The organism is Streptomyces sp. NPDC044571 (assembly GCF_040647115.1).
GTDB lineage: Bacteria > Actinomycetota > Actinomycetes > Streptomycetales > Streptomycetaceae > Streptomyces.
Genome location: NZ_JBEZBN010000040.1, coordinates 21,122 through 43,089, shown reverse-complemented (window position 1 = coordinate 43,089; position 21,968 = coordinate 21,122). Strand labels below are relative to the sequence as shown.

At 72.7% G+C, this 21,968-nt stretch carries 19 protein-coding genes; 12 read left to right on the top strand and 7 right to left on the bottom strand.

The features are described 5' to 3' along the window. Positions 1-33: 33 nt before the first annotated feature. Positions 34-573, bottom strand: coding sequence for a sigma-70 family RNA polymerase sigma factor (locus AB0B01_RS21490; protein ID WP_361721303.1), 540 nt, complete (start codon positions 571-573; stop codon positions 34-36). A gap of 273 nt (positions 574-846) precedes the next feature. Between AB0B01_RS21490 and AB0B01_RS21485 the strand changes: the two genes are divergently transcribed. The 3 genes from AB0B01_RS21485 (at position 847) to AB0B01_RS21475 (ending at position 6,429) form a co-directional block, all read left to right on the top strand. Continuing rightward, on the top strand, positions 847-2,064 hold the full coding sequence (locus tag AB0B01_RS21485; protein WP_361721300.1) for a CapA family protein: 1,218 nt from the start codon (positions 847-849) through the stop codon (positions 2,062-2,064). A gap of 71 nt (positions 2,065-2,135) precedes the next feature. Beyond that, positions 2,136-5,450, top strand: coding sequence for a bifunctional lysylphosphatidylglycerol synthetase/lysine--tRNA ligase LysX (gene lysX, locus AB0B01_RS21480; RefSeq protein WP_361721297.1), 3,315 nt, complete (start codon positions 2,136-2,138; stop codon positions 5,448-5,450). A 70-nt stretch (positions 5,451-5,520) separates the two neighbouring features. Further along, positions 5,521-6,429 carry a polysaccharide deacetylase family protein gene (locus AB0B01_RS21475; RefSeq protein WP_361721294.1) on the top strand — a complete coding sequence of 303 codons (909 nt, stop codon included), beginning with the start codon at positions 5,521-5,523 and terminating at the stop codon, positions 6,427-6,429. Positions 6,430-6,511: 82 nt separating this feature from the next. On the opposite strand, the gene AB0B01_RS21470 is transcribed toward AB0B01_RS21475, so the two are convergent. Further along, entirely contained in the window at positions 6,512-7,186 is a 675-nt protein-coding gene (locus tag AB0B01_RS21470) for a class F sortase (RefSeq protein ID WP_361721291.1), read from the bottom strand. A 350-nt stretch (positions 7,187-7,536) separates the two neighbouring features. On the opposite strand from AB0B01_RS21470, the gene AB0B01_RS21465 reads away from it, so the two are divergent. After that, positions 7,537-8,055, top strand: coding sequence for a hypothetical protein (locus AB0B01_RS21465; RefSeq protein WP_361721288.1), 519 nt, complete (start codon positions 7,537-7,539; stop codon positions 8,053-8,055). A gap of 133 nt (positions 8,056-8,188) precedes the next feature. Here AB0B01_RS21465 and AB0B01_RS21460 read toward each other — a convergent pair whose 3' ends face one another. The 3 genes from AB0B01_RS21460 to AB0B01_RS21450 form a co-directional block, all read right to left on the bottom strand. Then, positions 8,189-8,749 (bottom strand): hypothetical protein, encoded by a 561-nt coding sequence (locus AB0B01_RS21460; RefSeq protein ID WP_361721285.1) that lies wholly within the window; start codon positions 8,747-8,749, stop codon positions 8,189-8,191. Positions 8,750-8,937: 188 nt separating this feature from the next. Beyond that, positions 8,938-9,708: a hypothetical protein gene (locus AB0B01_RS21455; RefSeq protein WP_361721282.1), complete on the bottom strand. Its 771-nt coding sequence runs from the start codon at positions 9,706-9,708 to the stop codon at positions 8,938-8,940. 31 nt (positions 9,709-9,739) lie between these two features. Further along, on the bottom strand, positions 9,740-9,892 hold the full coding sequence (locus AB0B01_RS21450; RefSeq protein ID WP_361721279.1) for a hypothetical protein: 153 nt from the start codon (positions 9,890-9,892) through the stop codon (positions 9,740-9,742). A 7-nt stretch (positions 9,893-9,899) separates the two neighbouring features. On the opposite strand from AB0B01_RS21450, the gene AB0B01_RS21445 reads away from it, so the two are divergent. The 4 genes from AB0B01_RS21445 to AB0B01_RS21430 all read left to right on the top strand — a co-directional run bounded on the left by AB0B01_RS21445 (position 9,900) and on the right by AB0B01_RS21430 (position 13,862). Continuing rightward, positions 9,900-10,181 carry a hypothetical protein gene (locus tag AB0B01_RS21445; protein WP_361721276.1) on the top strand — a complete coding sequence of 94 codons (282 nt, stop codon included), beginning with the start codon at positions 9,900-9,902 and terminating at the stop codon, positions 10,179-10,181. Then, positions 10,157-10,279 (top strand): hypothetical protein, encoded by a 123-nt coding sequence (locus AB0B01_RS21440; protein WP_361721273.1) that lies wholly within the window; start codon positions 10,157-10,159, stop codon positions 10,277-10,279. The genes AB0B01_RS21445 and AB0B01_RS21440 overlap by 25 nt, the downstream gene beginning before the upstream one ends. A 476-nt stretch (positions 10,280-10,755) precedes the next feature. After that, a complete protein-coding gene (locus AB0B01_RS21435) occupies positions 10,756-11,586 on the top strand; it encodes an SAM-dependent methyltransferase (protein ID WP_361721351.1) in 831 nt (276 codons plus the stop codon). Between the two features lie 131 nt (positions 11,587-11,717). After that, positions 11,718-13,862: an EAL domain-containing protein gene (locus AB0B01_RS21430; protein WP_361721348.1), complete on the top strand. Its 2,145-nt coding sequence runs from the start codon at positions 11,718-11,720 to the stop codon at positions 13,860-13,862. Positions 13,863-13,949: 87 nt separating this feature from the next. Here AB0B01_RS21430 and AB0B01_RS21425 read toward each other — a convergent pair whose 3' ends face one another. Then, a complete protein-coding gene (locus AB0B01_RS21425) occupies positions 13,950-15,017 on the bottom strand; it encodes an FAD-dependent monooxygenase (protein ID WP_361721270.1) in 1,068 nt (355 codons plus the stop codon). A gap of 106 nt (positions 15,018-15,123) precedes the next feature. Between AB0B01_RS21425 and AB0B01_RS21420 the strand changes: the two genes are divergently transcribed. Further along, positions 15,124-15,768 carry a TetR family transcriptional regulator gene (locus AB0B01_RS21420; protein WP_361721267.1) on the top strand — a complete coding sequence of 215 codons (645 nt, stop codon included), beginning with the start codon at positions 15,124-15,126 and terminating at the stop codon, positions 15,766-15,768. Positions 15,769-17,482: 1,714 nt separating this feature from the next. On the opposite strand, the gene AB0B01_RS21415 is transcribed toward AB0B01_RS21420, so the two are convergent. Next, a complete protein-coding gene (locus AB0B01_RS21415) occupies positions 17,483-18,361 on the bottom strand; it encodes a LysR substrate-binding domain-containing protein (protein ID WP_361721264.1) in 879 nt (292 codons plus the stop codon). A 94-nt stretch (positions 18,362-18,455) separates the two neighbouring features. Between AB0B01_RS21415 and AB0B01_RS21410 the strand changes: the two genes are divergently transcribed. Genes AB0B01_RS21410 through AB0B01_RS21400 form a run of 3 tightly spaced genes read left to right on the top strand, consistent with a single transcriptional unit; the run spans position 18,456 to position 21,864 of the window. Beyond that, a complete protein-coding gene (locus AB0B01_RS21410) occupies positions 18,456-19,160 on the top strand; it encodes a succinate dehydrogenase cytochrome b subunit (protein ID WP_361721261.1) in 705 nt (234 codons plus the stop codon). A 2-nt stretch (positions 19,161-19,162) separates the two neighbouring features. After that, on the top strand, positions 19,163-21,115 hold the full coding sequence (locus tag AB0B01_RS21405; RefSeq protein ID WP_361721258.1) for a fumarate reductase/succinate dehydrogenase flavoprotein subunit: 1,953 nt from the start codon (positions 19,163-19,165) through the stop codon (positions 21,113-21,115). Beyond that, positions 21,112-21,864: a succinate dehydrogenase/fumarate reductase iron-sulfur subunit gene (locus AB0B01_RS21400; RefSeq protein WP_361721255.1), complete on the top strand. Its 753-nt coding sequence runs from the start codon at positions 21,112-21,114 to the stop codon at positions 21,862-21,864. Before AB0B01_RS21405 ends, AB0B01_RS21400 begins: the two co-directional genes overlap by 4 nt. Positions 21,865-21,968 lie beyond the last annotated feature (104 nt).

Here is a 21,968-nt window from a genome sequence, read left to right as displayed (position 1 = left end):
CGGGTCGTTCCCTGAGTGCCGCTCCCGTCCCGCTCAGGCGCCGAGCCCGTACCCGTATCCCTGGAGGCCCTTCCTCAGGGCCCGCAGGGCGTAGTACGTACGGGACTTGACCGTGCCGGCCGGAATCCCCAGCTCCGCCGCGGCCTCGGCCACCGAGCGGTCCTGGAAGTAGACCTGCACCAGCACCTCGCGGTGCTCCGGCCCCAGGGACCCCACGGCTCTGCGGACGTCGATGGCCGTGACCGAGCCGGCCACCGCGTCCTCGGGAGCGGGCGCCTGCTCCAGTCCCTCCGGGTCGACCTCCTGCGGCCGGGACAGCCGGGCCCGGCGGGCGTCGATCGCGAGCCGCCGCGCCACCGTGAACAGCCAGGGGCGCATGGACTCGTGGTCGCTCTCCAGGACCTCGGGGTGCTGCCAGGCCCGGACCAGGGTCTCCTGGACGAGGTCCTCGGCACGCTGGCGGTCTCCGGCGGTGAGGCCGAGCAGGAATCCGAACAGGGCCCGCCCGTGGTCGCGCTGGAGCTCCGCCAGCGTCTCGGGGTCCGTGCGCAGCAGGGTGGGGGAGAGGGGCACGAGTGGCTCCTTCCTGGGTCCGTTCGGGTCCGACGGATCCACCCTCACCTGCACGGAGCGCCCCGGGAACCGTCCTGTGCCGCCGTTGCGCCCAAGCACCCGGGTCGTCCGGTGGGCGGCCGCGCCCGGCGACGAACGGTTGAACGGCGCGGCGAACGGCCGTCCGGGTGAGTTGTCCTCCCGCTGCGGAGCCGCTTCTTGACATGCGGGAACTTCTATCGACAGCAGATGATCCGATGGTCGTATTGATTCCGTGAAGGGGAACCGACCCACATGTCCAAGCACACCCGCCACACCCTCGCGCTGATATCCGCGGCCCTGCTGGCGGCCACCGCCGCAGGCTGCTCCGACGGCAGACAATCCGCGTCCGCCACCCGCCTCGGCAACGCGCAGGCCCCGCCGCCGTCCCGGGCCGACCGCTCCGGCACCGCGCCCCCCGAAGGCGCCGCCAAGGGGTTCACCCTGGTCGCGAGCGGCGACGTACTGCCCCACGACTCGATCATCAAGCGGGCCGCGGCCGACGCGCACGGCGGCGGATACGACTTCAAGCCGATGTTCTCCGGCGTCAAACCGCTGGTCTCGGCCGCCGACCTGGCGATATGCCACATGGAGACCGTCTACGGCGAGGACGGCGGCCCCTTCACCGGCTACCCCGCCTTCCAGTCCCCGCCCGCGGTCGCCGAGGGCCTCAAGGACGCCGGGTACGACGGCTGCTCCACGGCCTCGAACCACACCCTGGACGGGGGGAGCGCGGGGATCAAGCGCACCCTGGACACCTTCGACAAGCTCGGCCTCAAACACGCCGGTTCGGCCCGTACGGCCGCCGAGGCAGCCACCCCGGCCCTCTACACGGCGGGCTCCGCGAAGGTCGCACACCTCGCCTACACGTACGACACGAACGGCTATCCGATGCCCGAGGGCCAGCCGTGGGCCGTCAACCTGATGGAGCAGGACAAGATCCTCGCGGATGCGCGGGCCGCCCGGAAGGCCGGCGCGGACGTGGTCGTGGTCAGCCTGCACTGGGGCACCGAATGGCAGACCGAGCCGGACGCGACCCAGCTCTCCCTGGGCAAGGCGCTCACGGCCTCGCAGACCGGCGGACGCCCCGACATCGACCTGGTCCTCGGCACCCACGCCCACATACCGCAGGCCTACGAGCAGCTCAACGGCACCTGGATCGTCTACGGCATGGGCGACCAGGTCGCCGGAGAGATGTTCAACTACTCCGGCGCGCGGGACATGCGCGGCAACTACGGTTCGATCGGCCGCTTCACCTTCGCCCCGCCCGCCGCCGCGGGCGGCCGCTGGCAGGTCACCAAGGCCGAGTTCGTCCCGCAGATGATGGACCTGTCCGCGGGCAAGGTCGTCAACCTGCCGGCCGCACTCGCCGCGCATCCCGGCCGCAAGGACTACGAGAGCGCCCAGGACACCGTCTCGGAGGCCGTCCTCAGCCGCGGCGCCGCCAAGAACGGCCTCACCATGGCCGAGTAGGCCACGCGCTCCGCGCCCCCGCGTTCGGGCTCGACGCGCGGACCGCCGCCGCCCTCCCTACAGTGCGAACCATGAGTGCCACCGTGGAGGAGACCCGGGGCACCCGGAACCGCTTCCTGAACCGGGTGCCCGACGGATTCGCCGCGTTCTTCGGAACGCTCGGGCTGGTGTGCGCCGTGCTCGCGCTCTCCCCGACGCTGCGGCACCTGCTGAGGCACTTCGTCCGCTTCCTCGACGAGTTCGTCGTGCCCGTCAGCGAGAACCTCGCCTACGCCGTCTTCCTCTTCCTGCTCGCCGCGGCGCTCGGCACCCGCAAGAAGGTCGCCTGGTGGATCGTCGTCACCTATCTGGCCCTGCTGATCCTGGTCGACCTCCTGATCGTGGCCGACGGGTACTACTGGGTCGGCGGACCCTCCATGGTCATCGCCATCGCGGCCCTCGTGCTCCTGATCGCGGCCCGCAAGGAGTTCTACGCGGCCTCCCGGCCCGGCGCCTTCTGGAGGGCGCTGCTCGTCCTGGGCCTCGGCCTGCTCACCGCCGTGCTGCTCGGCTGGGGCCTGGTCGCGCTGTTCCCCGGGACCCTGCCCAGGGGGCAGTGGCTCGACTGGGCCGCGAAGCAGGTCTTCGGCGGTCTCTTCTCGGCCCGCCGGTTCGACGGCCACCCGCCCCGGCCGCTGTACTTCCTGCTCGGCCTCTTCGGCGCCCTCGCCCTGCTGAACGCCGCCGCCACCCTCTTCCGCTCCCAGCGGCTGACCGCCGCCCTGCACGGGGACGAGGAGCCCCGCATCCGCGCCCTGCTCGCCGCATACGGGCGCAGCGACTCCCTCGGCTACTTCGCCACCCGCCGCGACAAGGCCGTCGTCTTCGCCCCCAACGGCAGGGCGGGCGTCACCTACCGCGTCGAAGCCGGTGTCTGCCTCGCCAGCGGGGACCCGGTCGGCGACCCGGCCGCCTGGACCCCGGCCATCAACGCATGGCTGACCGTCGCCCGCCGCCACGGCTGGCAGCCCGCCGTGATGGGGGCCTCCGAGGACGGCGCGACGGCGTACGCGCGCTCCGGGCTCAGCGCCCTCCAGCTCGGCGACGAGGCCATCCTGCACGTGGCGCGCTTCGACCTCGACGGCCGCGACATGCGGGTGACCCGCCAGGCCGTCAACCGGGTCCGCCGCACCGGCGCCACCACCCTCGTACGCCGCCACTCCGCCCTCACCGAGGAGGAGATGCAGCGCATCGTCGACCGCGCCGACCGCTGGCGCGACACCGAGACCGAACGCGGCTTCTCCATGGCCCTGGACCGGCTCGGCGACCCCGCCGACGGGGACTGCCTGCTCGTCGAGGCCTTCGACGCCGACGGCGAACTGATAGCCCTGCTGTCCTTCGTGCCCTGGGGCAAGGACGGCATCTCCCTGGACCTGATGCGCCGCGACCGTACGGCCCCCAACGGGGTCATGGAGTTCATGGTGGCCCAGCTGTGCGCCGCCGCTCCCGGCCTGGGCGTCCACCGGATCTCCCTGAACTTCGCCGTCTTCCGCTCCGCCTTCGAGGAGGGCGGCCGGATCGGCGCCGGACCGGTCCTCAGGCTGTGGCGGGGGCTCCTGCTGTTCTTCTCGCGCTGGTGGCAGTTGGAGGCGCTGTACCGCTCGAACGTCAAGTACGGGCCCGAGTGGTACCCGCGGTTCCTCTGCTACCAGGACGCCGGCTCGCTCGCCCGGGTCAGCCTCGCCTCCGGCATCGCGGAGGGCTTCGTCTCCGTACCGAGCCTGCGCAAGCTGTGGGGCAAGGGCCACGCCAGGGGACTCACCGCCCCGGCCAGCACCGAGGGGCTGCCCTCGATCGACTCCCTCGCCCTGGACCTCGCCGGGGAGAAGGGCGCCGCGGCGGCGCGGACCGAGCGGCTGCCCGAGCAGGTCCGGGTGCGCCACGCCAAGCTGGAGCGGATCCGGGCCGCCGGCACCGACCCGTACCCCGTCGGGATCCCGCAGCGCACCCACACCGCGGAGCAGTTGAAGGCCGCCCACCCGGCCGTCCCCGGTCACCCGCCCGGCGCCCGCACGGGCGAACGGGTCACCCTCGCCGGACGCGTGATGGTCGTACGCGACCTCGGCGGGGTGGTCTTCGCCGTCCTGCGCGACTGGTCCGGGGACATCCAGCTGCTGCTGACCCGCGAGGAGGCCGGCGCGGACGTCCTGGACGCCTTCACCTCGCAGGTCGACTTCGGCGACCACGTCGTCGCCACCGGCGTGGTCGGTGCCGGCAAGTCCGGCGAACTGTCCGTGGTGGTCGACTCCTGGCAGCTCACCGGCAAATGCCTGCGCCCGCTGCCCGACAAGCGCAAGGGTCTCGCCGACCCCGAGGCGCGGGTACGGCGCCGCTACCTCGACCTCGTGGCGAGCCCGGAGGCCCGGGACGTCGTACGGGCCCGGTCCGCCGCGGTGCAGGCGCTGCGCCAGGGACTGCTGGACCGCGGCTACCTGGAGGTCGAGACGCCGATGCTCCAGCAGATCCACGGCGGGGCGAACGCCCGCCCCTTCCGCACCCACATCAACGCCTACGACCTCGACCTGTACCTGCGCATCGCCCCCGAGCTGTACCTCAAACGGCTGTGCGTCGGCGGCCTGGAGAAGGTCTTCGAGATGGGCCGGACCTTCCGCAACGAGGGCGTCTCCTACAAGCACAATCCCGAGTTCACCATGCTGGAGGCCTACCAGGCCTTCGCCGACTACGACGTCATGCTCGACCTCACGCGCGAGCTGATCCAGGGCGCCGCGACCGCAGCCTTCGGTTCGCCGGTCGCCCACAAGGCCGGCGCCGACGGGAAGCTCGTCGTCCACGACATCTCCGGCCCCTGGCCGGTCAAGACGATGTACGGGGCGATCAGCGAGGCGCTCGGCGAGGAAGTCGGCGCGGACACCCCCGAGCACGTGCTCCGCGGGCTCTGCGACCGGGCGAAGGTGCCGCACGCCCCCGAGGACACCCGGGGCGACGTGGCACTGGAGATGTACGAGCGGCTGGTGGAGGAGCGGACCGAGCTGCCCACCTTCTACAAGGACTTCCCGACCGACGTCTCCCCGCTCACCCGGCAGCACCGGGTGGACCCGCGCCTCGCCGAGCGCTGGGACCTGGTGGCCTTCGGCACGGAGCTGGGCACCGCCTACTCGGAGCTGACCGATCCCGTCGAACAGCGGCGCCGACTCACCGCCCAGTCGCTGCTCGCGGCCGGCGGAGACGCGGAGGCCATGGAACTCGACGAAGACTTCCTGGACGCGCTGGAGTACGCCATGCCGCCGACCGGCGGTCTGGGCATCGGCGTCGACCGGCTCGTCATGTTCCTCACCGGCCTGACGATCCGGGAGACGCTGCCGTTCCCGCTGGTGCGGCGCGGCTGAACGGGTGAGGGGGAGGAGGCGCGTCCGCGCCTCTCGACATCCACGGCGATGTCGTTGATACGTAGTAATAATGAAAAATGACGAGCCGACAGTAGGGCGACGCGCGCTCCTGCGTACCGCCGTCTTCCTCGGAGTCGCCGCCGCCTCCGGACTGCTCACCGGCGGCGAGGGCGGCAGCCCCGAACCCGGCGCCACGGTCGGCGGCCCGGGCAACGGGCCCGCCGCAGGCCTGCCCGGACCCGGCGGAGCCGCCGGACCCGGCGGGGTCCGCTCCCTGCGGGCCCAGGCCCTCGGCCGGACGGCGTACCGCCTGGACCCCATGACCGCCGAGGCCCCGCTGCGCCCCCAGGCCGCGAAGCCCGCGGTGCGCACCCGGCCCTTCCTGCACCTGCCGTCCGGCGTCGGCCCGGCGAACGCCATGGTGCTCACCTTCGACGACGGACCCGACCCCCGCTACACACCGGCCATCCTCGACACCCTCTCGCGCCACGGCGTCCGCGCGATGTTCTTCGTCTGCGGGGAGATGGCCACCGACAACCGGGACCTGCTGCGCCGGATGAACGCCGAAGGCCACGTCATCGGCAACCACACCTGGACCCACCCGCTCATCCCCAACCTCAGCCGGCCCGCCCTCGCCTCCGAGATCGCCCGCACGAGCGACGTCGTACAGGAGGCAGTGGGAGAGGCCCCGTTGTGGTTCCGGGCGCCGTACGGGGCATGGAACCGGGCGGCGTTCGAGATCGGGGCCGAACTGGGCATGGAGCCGCTCGCCTGGACCGTGGACAGCCTGGACTGGACGGAGCCGGGCACCACCGCGATCGTCTCCCGCGTGCTCAAGGGAGCGGCACCCGGCGTGATCGTGCTGAACCACGACGCGGGCGGCAACCGCTCGCAGAGCGTGCGCGCGCTCGACGCGTACCTGCCCCAGCTGCTCGCCCGCGGTTTCCGGATGACGCTGCCCCCGCTTCCGCCCCGCTGAGGAGCCGTTTCCCCGGCGGTTCCGGTGGGGGGCGGGCCGGGGCCGGCTCCGGGCCGGCCCCGTCAGCGGGCCGCGGACGGCCTCAGCGCGCCTGCACCATGCGGGCGAACACCACGACGTTGCCGTCGTAGCCGCGGGCCTTCGAGTAGCCGCCGCCGCAGGTGATCACCCGGAGCTCGGGCTGCCCGGTGTCCCCGTACACCCGGGAACCGGGGAAGGTGTTCTTGGAGAACACCTCCACCCCGTACACCTCGAAGACCGCCGTGCGCCCGTCGTAGCGCTCCACCTCGATGTGGTTGCCCTTGCGCAGCGAGCCCAGGCCGTAGAAGACCGCCGGACCCCGCGCGTTGTCGACGTGGCCCACGATCACCGCCGAGCCGCGCTGGCCCGGCGAAATGCCGTTGAGGTACCAGCCGGCCAGGTTCGGGTCCTGGGGCGGCGGGGCGTCGATGAAGCCCTGCGCGTCCAGCCCCACCGCCATCACCGGCGCGTCCACCTTGATCTCCGGGATCTTGATGCGCTGGACCGACGAGTGTTCCAGCACCTCCACCGGAGCCTGTGGCTGGGCGGCCGCCGACGCATCCGACGGCTGCTGCTCGGAGGGAGCCCCGACCGCGGCCGCCGCGGCCGGCTGGGGCGGCCCCTCGTCGACCTCCGCGCCGTTGCGCATCATGGCGAGGCCGGTGAGCATGACCAGCGCGAGCACGCCCCAGGGGGATCGTCTCCTGCGTGGCTGCTCACCCTCGTCCTCGGTCATGGCTCTCCCTTCCCGACGCGGGGGTCCCGACCCGCGTTCTTGTCCCACCCCGGTACGCCCTTCTTCACGCACGTTAAGGGCGAGCGCGCAAGACGGCGATCGGTGAAGGGCGAACGGGTGGTGGGGCCGGAAGGGGTGCGGCCATCCAGGTAATCGTCACATAAATGCCTGACGGGTCGTGACCTGCGGATCCGTCAGCTCCGGCGTCCGCGCCTCGGCGTGTCGCTCAACCTTGCGGCCCAAAGGCGGACATGCGCTGGTTGCGAGCCGCCCTGAGGGTTCGACATGGGAGGCGTTCTCGTCGATCTTCCCGGGCGACCGCTCCGGGGCGCTCCCGCTGGAGGTTCCACATGCGTGTTCTGCGCGCTCTCACCGTGACGGTGGCGGCCTGCGCCGCCATCGGCCTCAGTATCCCGTTCGCCTCCGCGAACCCGGCGGGCGGCCCGCCGTCGGGCGGCGGCAACGGAAACGGGCCCAGCAATGTCACGGTCAATCCGTACTCCGTGCACCAGGGCTCGACGATGCAGGTCAGCGCGGCGGGCTGCAACCACGGCGGCACGGTCTGGTCGAACGGCAACTTTCCCCAGACGAACCTCTCGGCCGGGTCCATCGGGTTCGCGACCGTCCGGATCTTCAACCACGCCTCGCCCGGCAACCACACGCTCTCGGTCAAGTGCCACGACAACAGCCTGGTCGCCACGCACCGCTTCACCATCCTCGCGGGCAACGGCGCGCAGGGCGGTCTCGGCGGCTCGTTCGGCCCGTCCACTGCCGAGACCGCGATCGGGGCGGGGCTCGTCGGCGCCGCCGCCCTGGGAGCGGGCGCCCACGTGGTGCGCCGGCGCCGCCCGGTCCGCAGCCGGGCCTGACGACTGGCCGACCTCCCCGGTCGCCAGCCCGGAAACCGCCGGTCGCCCCGAAGTCCTGGCCAGGAATCGGGGCGACCGGCGGTCGGTGATCGGGTGGTCGGCGGTCGTTCGAGCCGCATCGGGCCGCACGGGCTCAGTGGCTGCGCCGGGAGTGGCGGCGGCGGAGCGTGTACGCCGTGCCTCCCGCGGCGGCGAGGAGAAGGGCCGTACCCGCGCCCAGCTCCCAGGGGTCCATCCCGGCGACGCTGCCGCCCAGTCCGCCGCGCACGCCCAGCGAGGCGGCACTGCTCCTGGTGGCGGTGGAGGTGGAACTGGTGGTCGGCACGGTGCTCCCGCCGGCGATCGTGAGATCGGTGGAACCGGTCTCGCCGTTGCAGGTGAAGGAGACGGAGTAGACGGCTCCGCGCCGCGCGTCGCGGTCCACCGTGACCCGCGTGCTCTGGCCGCGTTGGATGCTCACGGTGTCGAAGACCCCGGAGGAGACGGTGGTGTAGGCGGAATCGCAGCCGCTGACCGAGAGCACCACCTGGCCGCCCGGGGCCACGATCGACGGGGTGATGGCAAAGCCGAAAGACGTGACGGGCTGGGCCTCGGCCGCAAGGGCGGCAGGCGTGCCCGCCGTACCGAGCGCGAGTACGGCGCCCGTGGCGCCGGCGCTCAGCAGGGCTATGGCGGAGGTACGTATCGCACCCATGGTTGATTCTCCGGATCCCCGAGGAGCAGGCCGCGGAAGGGTTTCCGCACGTGGGGGCGCGTGCGCCTCGATGTCTGCCACGCTAGGGGCGGACGCCGCGACCCGCGATCAGGAACGGGCGAACGGGTCACGGCGCTGGGCCGAACCGGGGAAGACGGCCCCGGTACCGGTTTGGCGGGCCGCCCGCTTCAATCGCCCTGCCCCAAGTGCGGGAACTGCGCGAAGAAGGGCTCGGCGGTGGCCGAGATGCCGCGCCCGAAGGGTGCGTCGAAGTCCCAGATCAGGAACAGCAGGAACGCGATCAGCGCGCTGAACAGGCCGGCCAGCAGCATTTCCCGGAACGAGCGCCGGATCTGCAAGGTGAAGATCAGGCCCACCGTGACCAGGGCTCCGGTGACCAGCCCGAACCAGACCACCCCCGGCATCGTCGCCCCGGCGCTCTGGCCGCGGGCGTTGCGGGCGTCGTCGACCAGCGCCACCTGGTCCACCAGCGGCTGGTAGGCCTGCCCCTCGTGGTCCGTCTGCGGCTCGTAGTCCGTCACGTCCCGGCGGATGCGGTCGAGTAGTTCCCCGCTGCGGTCCGTGAGCCGGGCGTGGTCGGCCATCTCCTTCCACTCGGTGTCCACCACGTGCGTCACGTACGCGTCCACGTCGGCCCGGATCTTCTTGCGGACCTCGGGCGGGTAGACCTCGGAGCGGACGCTGATCTCGTGCAGGGCCTGGGCCTCCTGGCGGACGTACTCCTGGGCGGCACCGCGGCCCTCCCAGACGCCGGCGATCGCCAGGCCCAGCACGATCGCGTAGATCACCCCGATCATCATGGTCATGTACTCGATGACGTCCGGAGTCTCGTTCGGGTCGTCGTCGTCGCGGATCCGGCGGTGGTTGAAGAAGGCGATGGACAGCACGACGGCGCAGGCCGCGGCCATTGCGAGGGTCAGGACGAGCCATTCCGACAAGATGACTCCCAATCGTTCTCGTACGGGCGGGCTAGCGCGGGCGCAGCGCGACGATCGCGAGCACTGCGGGGGCCGCGGTCATCAGGGTGAAGGTCACCGGTGAGATGTGGTGCTCCGCCGGTTTGCGGGCCGCCGCGTGGTACACGGGCCGGGCCACCGGCTTCTTCGGGGGCGGCGGGGTCACTGCGGGCGTGGGTGCCGGGGCCGGGCGCGGCGGCGCCGGAGCGGGCGCCGGTGGTTTCGGCGGGGCGGGCGCGGGCGGCTCGGGCTTCGGCGCCGGCTTCGCCGCCGGTGGCGGTGGTGGCGGTGGCGGTGTGGGCCGGGGGGCGGGCGGCGGCGTCGGCTTCGGCGGGGGCGGCGGGGTGGGCTTCGGGCTAGGGGTCGGCGTGGGCGTCGGGGTGGGCGTCGGCTTCGGCGGGCACGGCGGGGGAGGCGGCGGCGGGCAGTGGTGGCCGCCGCCGCCCCCGCCGTGATGGCCGCCGCGGCCCCGCCCGTCGCCCCGCCCGTCGCCGTGGCCGTCGCCGCGGCCGTGTCCTCCGCCGTGATGTCCGCCACCCCGGCCGTCGCCTGACCCGCTGGCGGCGGCGACCGCGACCAGGCTGCCGGCGCCCGCGGAACCGCCGGTTTCGATCGTCGCGTAGGCGCAGCTATCGGCCACGGCCGGGGCGGCGGACCACGCCGCCCACACCAGGACCGGGACGACCAGTACGCGCCTGGTACGGGCACTGTTCACCCCGGGAGCATGGGCTCGCCCGCACCCGCGCACGCGGCGGTCGGCCGTGGTTCGCCTGAACGGGTGGCGCGTGGACCGTAGAGGTTTGAGCCATAAACGGAAGCCGTCCGATCGCCAATTCGATCATTCCCGAACATGATCCGTCAGCCCCGGTCAACCGGTACGTGCGGGGCTCTGGAGGCCTTGGGTGTGTGATGAAGAACGGATCACCAATTTCCGCTTTTGCTCGCTCCGTTGGCCAATGATCAGTACATTCGGCTCGGACAGGCGTCCGACCCCGGAAAGACGCGCAGGACTACGGCTTGGAGACCGCGATGGAGCGCCCCGCCTGGGCCCCGCCAGGTATCGACATATCGGTGCCGAGCGTGTCCCGCATCTATGACTACTACCTGGGCGGCTCCCACAACTTCGAGGTCGACCGACAGGCCGCCCGCCGCGCCATGGAGTTCATGCCGGGCCTGCCCAAGATCATGCAGGCGAACCGCGCCTTCATGCGCCGCGCCGTCCGCTACGCCGTCGCGCAGGGCGTCACCCAGTTCCTCGACATCGGCTCCGGCATCCCGACTTTCGGCAACGTCCACGAGATCGCCCAGGCGGCCAGCCCCGAAGCACGCGTCGTCTACGTCGACCACGACCCGGTGGCCGTCGCCCACAGCCAGGCCGTCCTGGCGGGCAACGACCACGCCGGCGTCGTCGCCGCCGACCTGCGCAAGCCCAGGGACATCCTGGCCGCCCCCGAGGCGACCCGGCTCCTGGACCTGGAGCGGCCGGTCGCCCTGCTCCTCGTCGCCGTCCTGCACTTCCTGGAGGACGCGGACGACCCGTACGCCGCCGTCGCCGAGCTGCGCGACGTGCTGGCCCCCGGCAGCCTGCTGGTCCTGACGCACGCCTCGTACGAGGGCATCCCGCTCTCCGAGGAGGTCGCGGCCGGCACCGTGGGCGTCTACCGGGACATCCGCAACCCGCTGGTGATGCGCAGCGGCGAGCAGATCGCCCGCTTCTTCGACGGTTTCGAGCTGATCGAGCCGGGCGTCGTGTCGATGCCGAACTGGCGCCCGGACGGCAGCGAGGAACCGCAGGACGGTGAGGCGCCGGAGGACCCGTACGCGTTCTCCGGCTTCGGCGGAGTGGGACGCAAGGCGTGAGATCCCCGGCCGCGGTGCCTTCCGGCACACCGACCCCGAAGAACGCGGTGCCCGCGCAGGGCGGACGGACCACCGCGCCGCCCACCGGCCCGTCGGCGACGCCGACGGGCCCCGGCGCGCTGCAGAGCGGTCTGGAGGACCGGATCGCCCGGTTCGCGACGATCTGGGGACGCGCGATCTTCCCCGTCACGGCGACCTCGCTGACCCGGGTCGAGTTCGAACAGCACCTCGTGCCGCTCACCCGGACGCTCGTCGAGGCCCTGCACGCCCGGCCCTTCGACGCGAGCGCCGCCCAGCGCGTCGGGGCCGAACTCGTCGCCGTGCACTGCACCGACCCGGAGGCGCTGGCCGGCACGCTCGGCGTGATCGAGTCCTACCTCGTGCTCTACTGCGGGCCCGACGGCTCCGGCGCGGACGGTGCAGAGGAGTACCGGGCCCGGTGCGCGCGGCTCCAGCACGGCATCGCGGCGGGCTTCGCCCGCGCCCTGCGCGAGCGCACCCTCAAGGAGCAGGAGGCCATCGCGCGCTCCGCACTGACCGCCCGCATCGACGCCCAGCAGGCCCTGCACGCCAGCGAGGAACGCTTCCGGGCCGTCTTCGAAGGCGCGGCCATCGGCATCGGCATCGCCGACCTGGAGGGCAACGTCCTGGAGGTCAACGAGGCGCTGCTGCGGATGTTCGGCGGCATGGACGGGCACGTCCGGGGCCGCAACGTCAGCGAGTGGGGACACCCCGACGACACCCCGCACGTCTGGCGCATGTACGGCGAGCTCGTGCGCGGGGAGCGCGAGAGCTACCGCGTCGAGAAGCCGTACTACCGGCACGACGGGACCGTGCTGTGGACCAACCTGACGGTGTCGCTGCTGCGCGACGCCGACGGCGTACCGCAGTACCAGCTGGCCCTGATGGAGGACACCACCGAGCGCCGGCTGCTGAACCTGCGCCTGCGCTACGAGGCGACCCACGACGCACTGACCGGCCTGCCGAACCGGACGCTCTTCTTCGAGCGCCTGGAGAAGGCCCTCGGCGGCTCCGGCCTGCCCGGCGCAGCCGGCCGCTTCGGCCTGTGCTACCTGGACCTGGACGGCTTCAAGGCGGTCAACGACAGCCTCGGCCACTCCGCCGGCGACCGCCTGCTGGTCGAGGTCGCCGACCGGCTGCAGAGCTGCGCGACCGGCCCCGGCGAGGTGGTCGCCCGGCTCGGCGGCGACGAGTTCGTGGCGCTGACCACCGGCTCCGACACCGAGGAGAAGGTGACCGAACTCGCCGTGCGCATCCTGTCCGCCCTGTCCGCGCCGATCCGGATCGAGGGCCGCGAACTGTCGGTGCGCGGCAGCATCGGCATCGTCGAGGGCCCGGCCGGTGAGCGCACCCCGGCGGAAGTGCTGCGCAGCGCCGACATCACCATGTACCGGGCCAAGGCGGCCGGCGGCAACCGCTTCGAGTTCGCCGACGCCGAGGCCGACGCCCGTGCCATCACCCGCCACGGCCTGACCAACGCCCTTCCGGCGGCTCTGGAACGCGGCGAGTTCTTCATCGAGTACCAGCCGCTGGTCCACATGCACGACGGCAGCATCCACGGCGCCGAGGCACTGGTGCGCTGGTCGCACCCCCAGTACGGGGTCCTCGGCCCGGACCGCTTCATCCCGCTCGCCGAGCGGACCGGGCTGATCGTGCCGCTCGGCCGCTGGGTCCTGGAGGAGTCGGTCCGCCAGGCCCGCACCTGGCAGCGCGAGCACGGCGGCTCCTCCCTGCGGATCAACGTCAACCTCTCGCCGACCCAGCTGCACCACCCCGGCCTGGTCGCCGACACGGTGGCGGTCCTGGAGAACTCCGGCCTCGCCCCGGGCGCGCTGTGCCTGGAGGTCACCGAGTCGGCCCTGATCGGCGCCGACGACGAACTCCTGGAACCGCTGCGCCGGCTCGCCGCCCTGGGTGTGGACATCGCCCTCGACGACTTCGGCACGGGCTATTCGAATCTGGCGAACCTGCGACGCCTGCCCGTCAGCGTGCTGAAACTGGACCGCTCCTTCACCAAGGGGATGCAGCAGCAACCCGCCAACCCCGTCGACGTCAAGATCGTCGAAGGCATCGTGGCCCTGGCCCACAGCCTCGAACTCGCCGTCACCGTCGAGGGCGTGGAGACCGGCGCCCAGGCTGCACAGCTGCGCGACCTCGGCTGCGACACCGCCCAGGGCTGGTACTACGCCCGCCCGGGAGCCCCCGACCGCATCCACATGCTCTCCCTCTCGGACGCCGTACCCACTCCTTCCTGACGTCCTTCCAGCCGCCCGCCCCGCCGCACGGCCGGACCCGATCGGAGCCCGACCGGGACCCCGGGGCGGCCCGGCGGCGGGCGCCCGTCAGTCCAGCCCGGCCTCCGTCCCCACGCCCGGCGTCCGGACGGCCGCCACGACCCGCTCGTACCGCCGCGCCGTGTCGGCCAGTACCTCGGCGGCCACCGGCAGCCGCTCTGCCTGGTATGCGTCGAGCCCTTCCTGCCCGGCGTCCCCGGCGAGGGCGGCGGCCAGCGTTCGGCCCAGCGCCGCCGCGTCCTGGATGCCGGTGTTCATGCCCAGCCCGCCGGCTATCGGGTGGACGTGCGCGGCGTCCCCGGCAAGGAAGACCCGGCCCTCGCGTATCCGGGTGGCCATACGGACGTTGACCCGCCAGGCGGAGAGCCAGGTGGGATCCGCGAGCCGGATGCCCGGCATCCGGGCATGCCGGTCGAAGAGCCGCTGGAAGCTCTCCAGCGAAGGCGGCAGCAGCTCGCCCCGCTCGCCCTGCTCGGGCGACGCCTGGAGCTGGAAGGTGTCCGTCCCCGGCATCGGGCAAAGCAGTATCCCGCCGCCTTGCGACGTGAACCACTGGTGCCAGAAGTCCCGGCTGAGCCCGGGAGCCCTGACATCGCCGAGGACCATGGCGGGCTCCTCCTCCCCGCTCCCCTCGAAGGGAATGCCAAGGAGCTTCCGCGTGGTGCTGTGCCCGCCGTCGCACCCGGCGAGATAGCCGGCTCCGATCACGCTGCCGTCCGCCAGCTCCGCGCGAATCCCCGCCGCGTCCTGGGTGATTCCGGTCAGCTCGGCCCCGTACTCGACCCGTACGCCCAGTACGGCGAGCCGCTCGCGCAGCGCCTCCTCGATCTGCCACTGCCCTATCAGCAGGCCGCCGGCCACGGGAGTGTCGTTGACGTGTGCTCCGTCGAAGTACTTGCGCAGGACCACGCCGCTGTTGCCGATGGCCGTCAGGGGACGGGCCACGCCGAGCTCTTCGAAGACCTCAAGGCTGCTGGGCTGGAGCCCCTTGCCCCGGGACTCGCGGTGTGGGGCGGCCCGCCGGTCGATCACGCGCACGGCCGCCCCCCGCAGGGCGAGGGTGCACGCCAGGGTCAGTCCCGTGGGGCCGGAGCCCGCGATCAGTACGTCGGTCATCGGATGTCCTCTCCTCGTCGATGTCTCAAGGAAAGCGGTTGTCGAGAGAAAACGCAACCCGGTTAAGAAAATGACTCGGTCACTCGTTCGTGGTACGCTTGCGGCCATGGAGAACGTGACCGGTCTGCGCGAGAACAAGAAGCTCCGCACGCGCCGCCAGTTGGCGGCCACGGCGCTGGAGCTCTTCCTGGAGCGGGGCTTCGATGCGGTGTCCGTCGCGGATGTCGCGGCGGCGGCCGAGGTCTCCAAACCCACCCTCTTCCGTTACTTCCCGAGCAAGGAGGACCTGGTCCTCGACCGCTTCGCCGACCACCAGGACGAGGTGGCGCGCATCGTCCGCCAACGCGCCGCCGGACAGACGCCCCTGGGTGCCGTGCGCGCGCACTTCCTGGCGGCGCTGGCCGAGCGGGATCCGATCGCCGGACTCTGCGACCATCCGAACGTGATCGCGTTCGTGCGGCTGGTGTACTCCACGGCGAGCCTGGAAACGCGGCTCGCCCACTACACGGCCCGGGAGGTGGAGCTGCTCGCGGCGGTGCTCGAAGAGGAGTCGGTGGAGCCTCTCGCGGCCCGCCTCGCGGCCATGCACCTGGTGGCGGTCCGTCACGAGCTGGGCCGGGAGAACTGGCGCCGCATCGAAGCCGGCCTGACCGCCGACGAAGCCCACCCGGCCGCCGTCGCGGACGCGGACCGGGCCTTCGGAATGCTCGCCGAAGGCCTCGACCACGCCCTACCGGCACGCAAGGCCTGACGGCGCCCGCCGCCGGCCCGGCGGCCCGACGGCCCCGGCCGGGCCGAGCCGGGTGGGTCTCCCGGCTGGGTCGCTGGGTCAGCTGCGCGGCTGGGCCCGGGGCGGACCCGTGGGCCGGGCGGACTGGGTAGGCCGGCTATCCCGGTAATGCGGGCCGAGCGGCCAGATGCCCCGGATGACCGCCCGGGCCGCCCGGACCAGGCGCACGCGCCAGACGGCGTGGTCCGGGGTGTCGGTAGCGGATCCGGCGCAGGGCCGGGCAACGTGCCCCCCCACGGCCCTGGCGGCGCAGGCGCACCAGGCGTATCTGCCAGTGTGGTCCGGGGTGCCCGTGGCGGACCAGGGCGCGCGGACGGCCGGTTGGCCCGGCGGACCCTGCGGACCGGCTGCGCAGCGCGGCCTAGCGGTCAGGTGCACCAAGGAGGCTGGCCGGGCAGCGTGGCCCGGTGGCGGTGGCGGACTACATGCACCGGTCGGACGGTGTGGCCCGGGGTGGACGTGGCGGACCCGGCTCACCGGGCGGGCAGCGTGACCGGGCCGACCGGCCGAGCCGTGAGGCCCAGATGGCCTTGGCGCACTCGGGCGGACCGGGTTACCGGCGTGGCTCTGGCGGATCGCCCGGACAGGGCGCACCTGTCGGACCCGTCGGACGGCATGGCCCGGGTTGTCCGGGGTGCCCGTGGCGGACCACCGCTCCAGGCGGCCAGGCGGCCAGGCGCGCCCTGGGACTGGCCTGCCGGCGTGGCTCTGGTGGACCGCCCGGCCAAGGTGCTCCTGCCGGACCGGCCGGACAGCGTGGCCTGGGGTGGCGGACCTGGCGCACCGGCCGTTCCGCTCGGACGGTGTGGCCCAGGCGGCAAAGTGCACCGGCCGAACGGCGTGGCCCGGGTTCGTCCGGGGTGCCCGTGTCGGATCAGGCGCGCCGGGCGGGCAGCGTGGCCGTGCGGCTCTGGCGGACCGGCCGGGCAGTGCCGCCACGTGGCCAGGCGCACCCGGGCGGGACCGGCCTGCCGGCGTGGCTCCGGCGGACCGCCCGGACAGGGCGCATCTGCCGGACCGGTCGGGCAGCGTGCCCCAGGTGGCGGTGACGGACCTACCGCACAGGCCGGACCGGTCGGACGGTGCGGCTCAGGCGACCGGGTCCACGGTCGGACGGCGTGGCCCGGGTTGTCCGGGGTGCCCGAGGCGGATCAAGTGCATCCGTCGGACGGTGTGGCCCGGTGGCTCGGGCGGCGCAGGCGCACCGGGGCCGGGCAGCGTGGCCTTGCGGACCCTCCGGACGGGCTGGGAAGTGCGGGCCGGTCGGACCAGGCGCCCCGAGGCGGCCGGGGTAACCCCGCGGACCGGTCGGGCAACGTGGCCAAAGCCACCATCTGCCCAGGCGAGCCAGGCGACCCAGGCGACCCAGGTGGCCAGGCGCACCAGGGGGTTTGGCCGGGCAGTGTGGCGCCGGCGGACCTGGCCCGACAGGGGCACCGGTCGGCCTGGCTGGGCTCCGCGGGCGCGAAGCTGCCCCGCGGCCCAGGCGGCCAGGCGCACCACCCAGGTCGGCGGGCGGTGTGGCGCCGGCGGACCCGGCCCGGGAGGGTGCACCGTCGGGCCGGCCGGGCACCGCGGCCGAGGCGGCCGAAGCTCGCCCCGCCCAGGCGGCCCCGCGGCCCAGGCCGCCCAGGCCGCCCAGCCGCCCAGCGGCCCGCGCCCGCACCGCTGTGCGTCAGTCCAGGAGCATGCGGCGCAGTTCGCGGGCCGCGCGGGGGGGAGCTACGTCCGTGCGGTGGGCCAGGGCGATCGTGCGGCGCAAGGGGGAGCCCGCCAGGGGCGTCGCGCGCAGGCCCGGCCCCGCGTGTTCGACGACCATCGCCGGGACCACCGCCACCCCCAGCCCCGCCCGGACGAAGCCCAGGACGGCGTCCATCTCCCCGCCCTCCACCGTGAACACCGGCTCGAAACCCTCCGCCCGGCAGGCGGCCATCGTCAGGTCCCGCAGGTCGTAGCCGTGGCGGAACATCACCATCGGCTCGTCCCGCAGCGCCGACACGGTGAGCGGCCCGCCGCCCGCCGGGGGCGGCAGCTGCGCCGAGGACACCACCACCAGGTCCTCCGTCAGCAGCTCCACCGTGGTCAGCGCCGGAGCCGAGGGCGGCAGCGGCAGGGCGATCAGCGCCAGGTCCAGGGCCCCGCGCGCGAGCTCCCGTACGAGGTCCAGCGAACCGCTCTCCTCGATCAGCAGCTCGATCCCCGGATGCGCGGTGTGGAAGGCCCGCAGCACATCGGGCAGCAGGCCCGTGCACACGCTCGGCGTGGCCCCCAGCCGGATCCGCCCGCGCCGCAGCTGCGCCAGCTCCTGCACCTCCAGCCGCGCGGTGTCCGCGTCGGCCAGGATCCGCCGGGCCAGGGGCAGCAGCGCCTCACCCGCATCCGTGAGCGTGATGTTCCCCCGTGCCCGGCTGAACAGCTCGGCCCCCAGCTCCCGTTCGAGCGCCTTGATCTGCTGGGAGAGCGAGGGCTGGGCCACGTGCACCCGCTCCGCTGCCCGGGTGAAGTGCCGGGTCTCGGCGACCGCCACGAAATAGAGGAGCTGCTGGAACTGCATCTCCCCAGCATACGCCGCTGAATAGGGAAACCCTATCGAGATCAGCACCATCATGTCTTGGACCTCTCGCCCCTTGGTCCCTACCGTCGACGACATGGCTCTGGCAACCCGGACGGGCCGACGGCCGTCCACCCCGCGCATGCTCTGGGACTCCACCGTCGGCAAGAAGGCCGTCATGGCGGTCTCCGGGTTGATCATGCTCGGGTACCTGGTCGTCCACATGATGGGCAACCTCAAGATCTTCTTCGGGCCCGAGGAGTTCAACGCCTACGCGCACTGGCTCCGGCACATGGGCGAACCGTTCCTGCACAGCCACTGGGGCCTGTGGGCGGCCCGCGTCGTCCTGCTGGCCTCCGTGCTCGCCCACGGCGTGTCCGCGTACCAGCTCAGCCGGCGGGACATCAAGGCGCGGCCCGTGAAGTACGCCCACAAGCGCCGCCGCGCCGGCTACGCCACCCGCACCATGCGCTGGGGCGGCATCATCCTCGCGCTGTTCATCGTCTGGCACCTGCTCGACCTCACCACGCTCACCGTCAACGAGCGCGCATGGGCCGGCCACCCGTACCAGAACGTCCTCGCCACCTTCTCCACCTGGTACGGCAACACGATCTACCTCATCGCCATGGCCGCCCTCGGCCTGCACGTCCGGCACGGCTTCTGGAGCGCCGCCCAGACCCTCGGCGCGGGCAACGCCCGCCGCGACCGGGCCCTGAAGTTCCTCGCCAACGCCCTGGCCCTCGTCCTGTTCGCGGGCTTCGTCTCCGTGCCCGTCGCCGTCATGACCGGAGTGGTGAGCTGACCATGAGCAACGACTACGCCCGCTACACCACCGGCGAGCCCCTCGCCGACACCAAGGCCCCCGCCGGCCCCATCGCCGAGCGCTGGGACCGCCGCCGCTTCGAGGCCAGGCTGGTCAACCCGGCCAACCGCCGCAAGCACACCGTGATCGTCGTCGGCACCGGCCTGGCGGGCGGTGCCGCCGGCGCGACCCTCGCCGAGCAGGGCTACCACGTGGTCCAGTTCTGCTACAGCGACTCACCGCGCCGCGCCCACTCCATCGCCGCCCAGGGCGGCATCAACGCCGCCAAGAACTACCGCAACGACGGAGACTCCGTCCACCGCCTCTTCTACGACACCGTCAAGGGCGGCGACTTCCGGGCCCGCGAGTCCAACGTCCACCGCCTCGCCCAGATCTCCGTCGAGATCATCGACCAGTGCGTGGCCCAGGGCGTCCCCTTCGCCCGCGAGTACGGCGGCCTCCTCGACACCCGCTCCTTCGGCGGCGTCCAGGTCTCCCGCACCTTCTACGCCCGCGGCCAGACGGGCCAGCAGCTCCTGCTCGGCGCCTACCAGGCGCTCTCGCGGCAGATCGCCGCCGGCAACGTGGAGATGCACGCCCGCACGGAGATGCTCGACCTGATCACCGTCGACGGAGTCGCCCGCGGCATCGTCGCCCGCGACCTGATCACCGGCAGGATCAGCACGTACTACGCCGACGCGGTGGTCCTGGCGACCGGCGGCTACGGCAACGTCTTCTACCTCTCCACCAATGCCATGAACTCCAACGCGACCGCCATCTGGCGGGCGCACCGGCGCGGCGCCTACTTCGCCAACCCCTGCTTCACCCAGATCCACCCCACTTGCATCCCGCGCACCGGCGACCACCAGTCCAAGCTCACCCTGATGAGCGAGTCCCTGCGCAACGACGGCCGCATCTGGGTCCCCAAGGCCAAGGGCGACACCCGTCCCGCCGCCGAGATCCCCGAGGAGGAGCGCGACTACTACCTGGAGCGGATCTACCCCTCCTTCGGCAACCTCGTACCCCGCGACATCGCCTCCCGCGCCGCCAAGAACGTCTGCGACGAGGGCCGCGGCGTCGGCCCCGGCGGCCAGGGCGTCTACCTCGACTTCGCCGACGCCATCCGCCGCATGGGCCGGGACAAGGTCGCCGAGAAGTACGGCAACCTCTTCGAGATGTACGAGCGGATCACCGCGGAGGACCCGTACGAGGTCCCCATGCGGATCTACCCCGCCGTGCACTACACGATGGGCGGCCTGTGGGTCGACTACGACCTCCAGACCACCATCCCGGGCCTCTTCGCGATCGGCGAGGCCAACTTCTCCGACCACGGAGCCAACCGCCTCGGCGCCTCCGCCCTCATGCAGGGCCTCGGCGACGGCTACTTCGTGCTCCCCTCCACCATCAACGACTACCTGGCCCGCCACCCGCACCGGGACGAGGTCGACGACAGCCACCCCGAGGCCGCGGCCGCCGTCCGCGAGACCCGCGACTGCCTCGCGAAGCTGCTCGCCGTCGACGGCGACCGCACCCCCGACTCCTTCCACCGCGAGATCGGCGAGCTCATGTGGGAGTACTGCGGCATGTCCCGCACCGACGCCGGTCTGCGCAAGGCCCTCGACCGGATCCCGCAGATCCGCGAGGAGTTCTGGCGGCGGATCAAGGTCCCGGGCAGCGGCGAGGCGTTCAACCAGTCCCTGGAGAAGGCCAACCGCGTCGTCGACTACCTGGAACTCGCCGAGCTGATGTGCCTCGACGCCCTCCACCGCGCCGAGTCCTGCGGCGGCCACTTCCGCGAGGAGTCCCAGACCTCGGACGGCGAGGCCGCCCGCCGCGACGAGGAGTTCGGCTACGCCGCCGCCTGGGAGTACCAGGGCACCGGCGCCGCCCCCGTCCTGCACAAGGAAGACCTCGTCTTCGAGTACGTCCACCCCACCCAGCGGAGCTACGCATGAAGCTCACCCTGCGCGTCTGGCGCCAGCAGAACGCCGACGCCCCCGGCGCCATGGCCTCCTACGAGGTCGACGGCATCTCGAAGGACATGTCCTTCCTGGAGATGCTCGACACCCTCAACGAGGACCTCATCCTGCGCGGCGAGGACCCCGTCGCCTTCGACCACGACTGCCGCGAGGGCATCTGCGGCGCCTGCAGCCTGGTGATCAACGGCGACGCCCACGGCCCGGAGCGCACCACCACCTGCCAGCTCCACATGCGTTCCTTCGCCGACGGCGACACCATCGACGTCGAGCCGTGGCGCGCCTCCGCCTTCCCGGTGGTCAAGGACCTCGTCGTGGACCGCAGCGCCTTCGACCGGATCATCCAGGCCGGCGGTTACATCACCGCCCCGACCGGCTCGGCCCCCGAGGCGCACGCCACCGCCGTGCCCAAGGCGGACGCCGACCACGCCTTCGAACACGCCGAGTGCATCGGCTGCGGGGCATGCGTGGCCGCCTGCCCCAACGGTTCCGCGATGCTCTTCACCTCCGCCAAGATCAACCACCTGAACGTGCTGCCGCAGGGCTCGCCCGAGCGGGAGACCCGCGTGCTCGACATGGTGGCCACGATGGACGGCGAGGGCTTCGGCGGCTGCACCCTGACCGGCGAATGCGCCACGGCCTGCCCGAAGGGCATCCCGCTGCCATCCATCGCCGCCATGAACAAGGAGTGGCTGCGCGCGGTCCGCAAGCACGGGGGCGGAAGCTGAGAAGTGCCTGTGAGAGTCGAACGGCAGCTCCCAGGCCCTTGCGTGAAAAATGAACCAAAGGAAAGGTGGGGGTGAACGAGGCATCCGCCCCTGCCCGCCGGACA

Excerpts from the sequence above, each read along its gene's own strand:
- AB0B01_RS21465 (WP_361721288.1), top strand. The coding sequence starts at position 7,537 with ATGCGTGTTCTGCGCGCTCTCACCGTGACGGTGGCGGCCTGCGCCGCC.
- AB0B01_RS21400 (WP_361721255.1), top strand. The coding sequence starts at position 21,112 with ATGAAGCTCACCCTGCGCGTCTGGCGCCAGCAGAACGCCGACGCCCCC.
- lysX (WP_361721297.1), top strand. The coding sequence starts at position 2,136 with ATGAGTGCCACCGTGGAGGAGACCCGGGGCACCCGGAACCGCTTCCTG.
- AB0B01_RS21470 (WP_361721291.1), bottom strand. The coding sequence starts at position 7,186 with ATGACCGAGGACGAGGGTGAGCAGCCACGCAGGAGACGATCCCCCTGG.
- AB0B01_RS21420 (WP_361721267.1), top strand. The coding sequence starts at position 15,124 with ATGGAGAACGTGACCGGTCTGCGCGAGAACAAGAAGCTCCGCACGCGC.
- AB0B01_RS21425 (WP_361721270.1), bottom strand. The coding sequence starts at position 15,017 with ATGACCGACGTACTGATCGCGGGCTCCGGCCCCACGGGACTGACCCTG.
- AB0B01_RS21415 (WP_361721264.1), bottom strand. The coding sequence starts at position 18,361 with ATGCAGTTCCAGCAGCTCCTCTATTTCGTGGCGGTCGCCGAGACCCGG.
- AB0B01_RS21435 (WP_361721351.1), top strand. The coding sequence starts at position 10,756 with ATGGAGCGCCCCGCCTGGGCCCCGCCAGGTATCGACATATCGGTGCCG.
- AB0B01_RS21405 (WP_361721258.1), top strand. The coding sequence starts at position 19,163 with ATGAGCAACGACTACGCCCGCTACACCACCGGCGAGCCCCTCGCCGAC.
- AB0B01_RS21460 (WP_361721285.1), bottom strand. The coding sequence starts at position 8,749 with ATGGGTGCGATACGTACCTCCGCCATAGCCCTGCTGAGCGCCGGCGCC.
- AB0B01_RS21475 (WP_361721294.1), top strand. The coding sequence starts at position 5,521 with ATGAAAAATGACGAGCCGACAGTAGGGCGACGCGCGCTCCTGCGTACC.
- AB0B01_RS21410 (WP_361721261.1), top strand. The coding sequence starts at position 18,456 with ATGGCTCTGGCAACCCGGACGGGCCGACGGCCGTCCACCCCGCGCATG.
- AB0B01_RS21485 (WP_361721300.1), top strand. The coding sequence starts at position 847 with ATGTCCAAGCACACCCGCCACACCCTCGCGCTGATATCCGCGGCCCTG.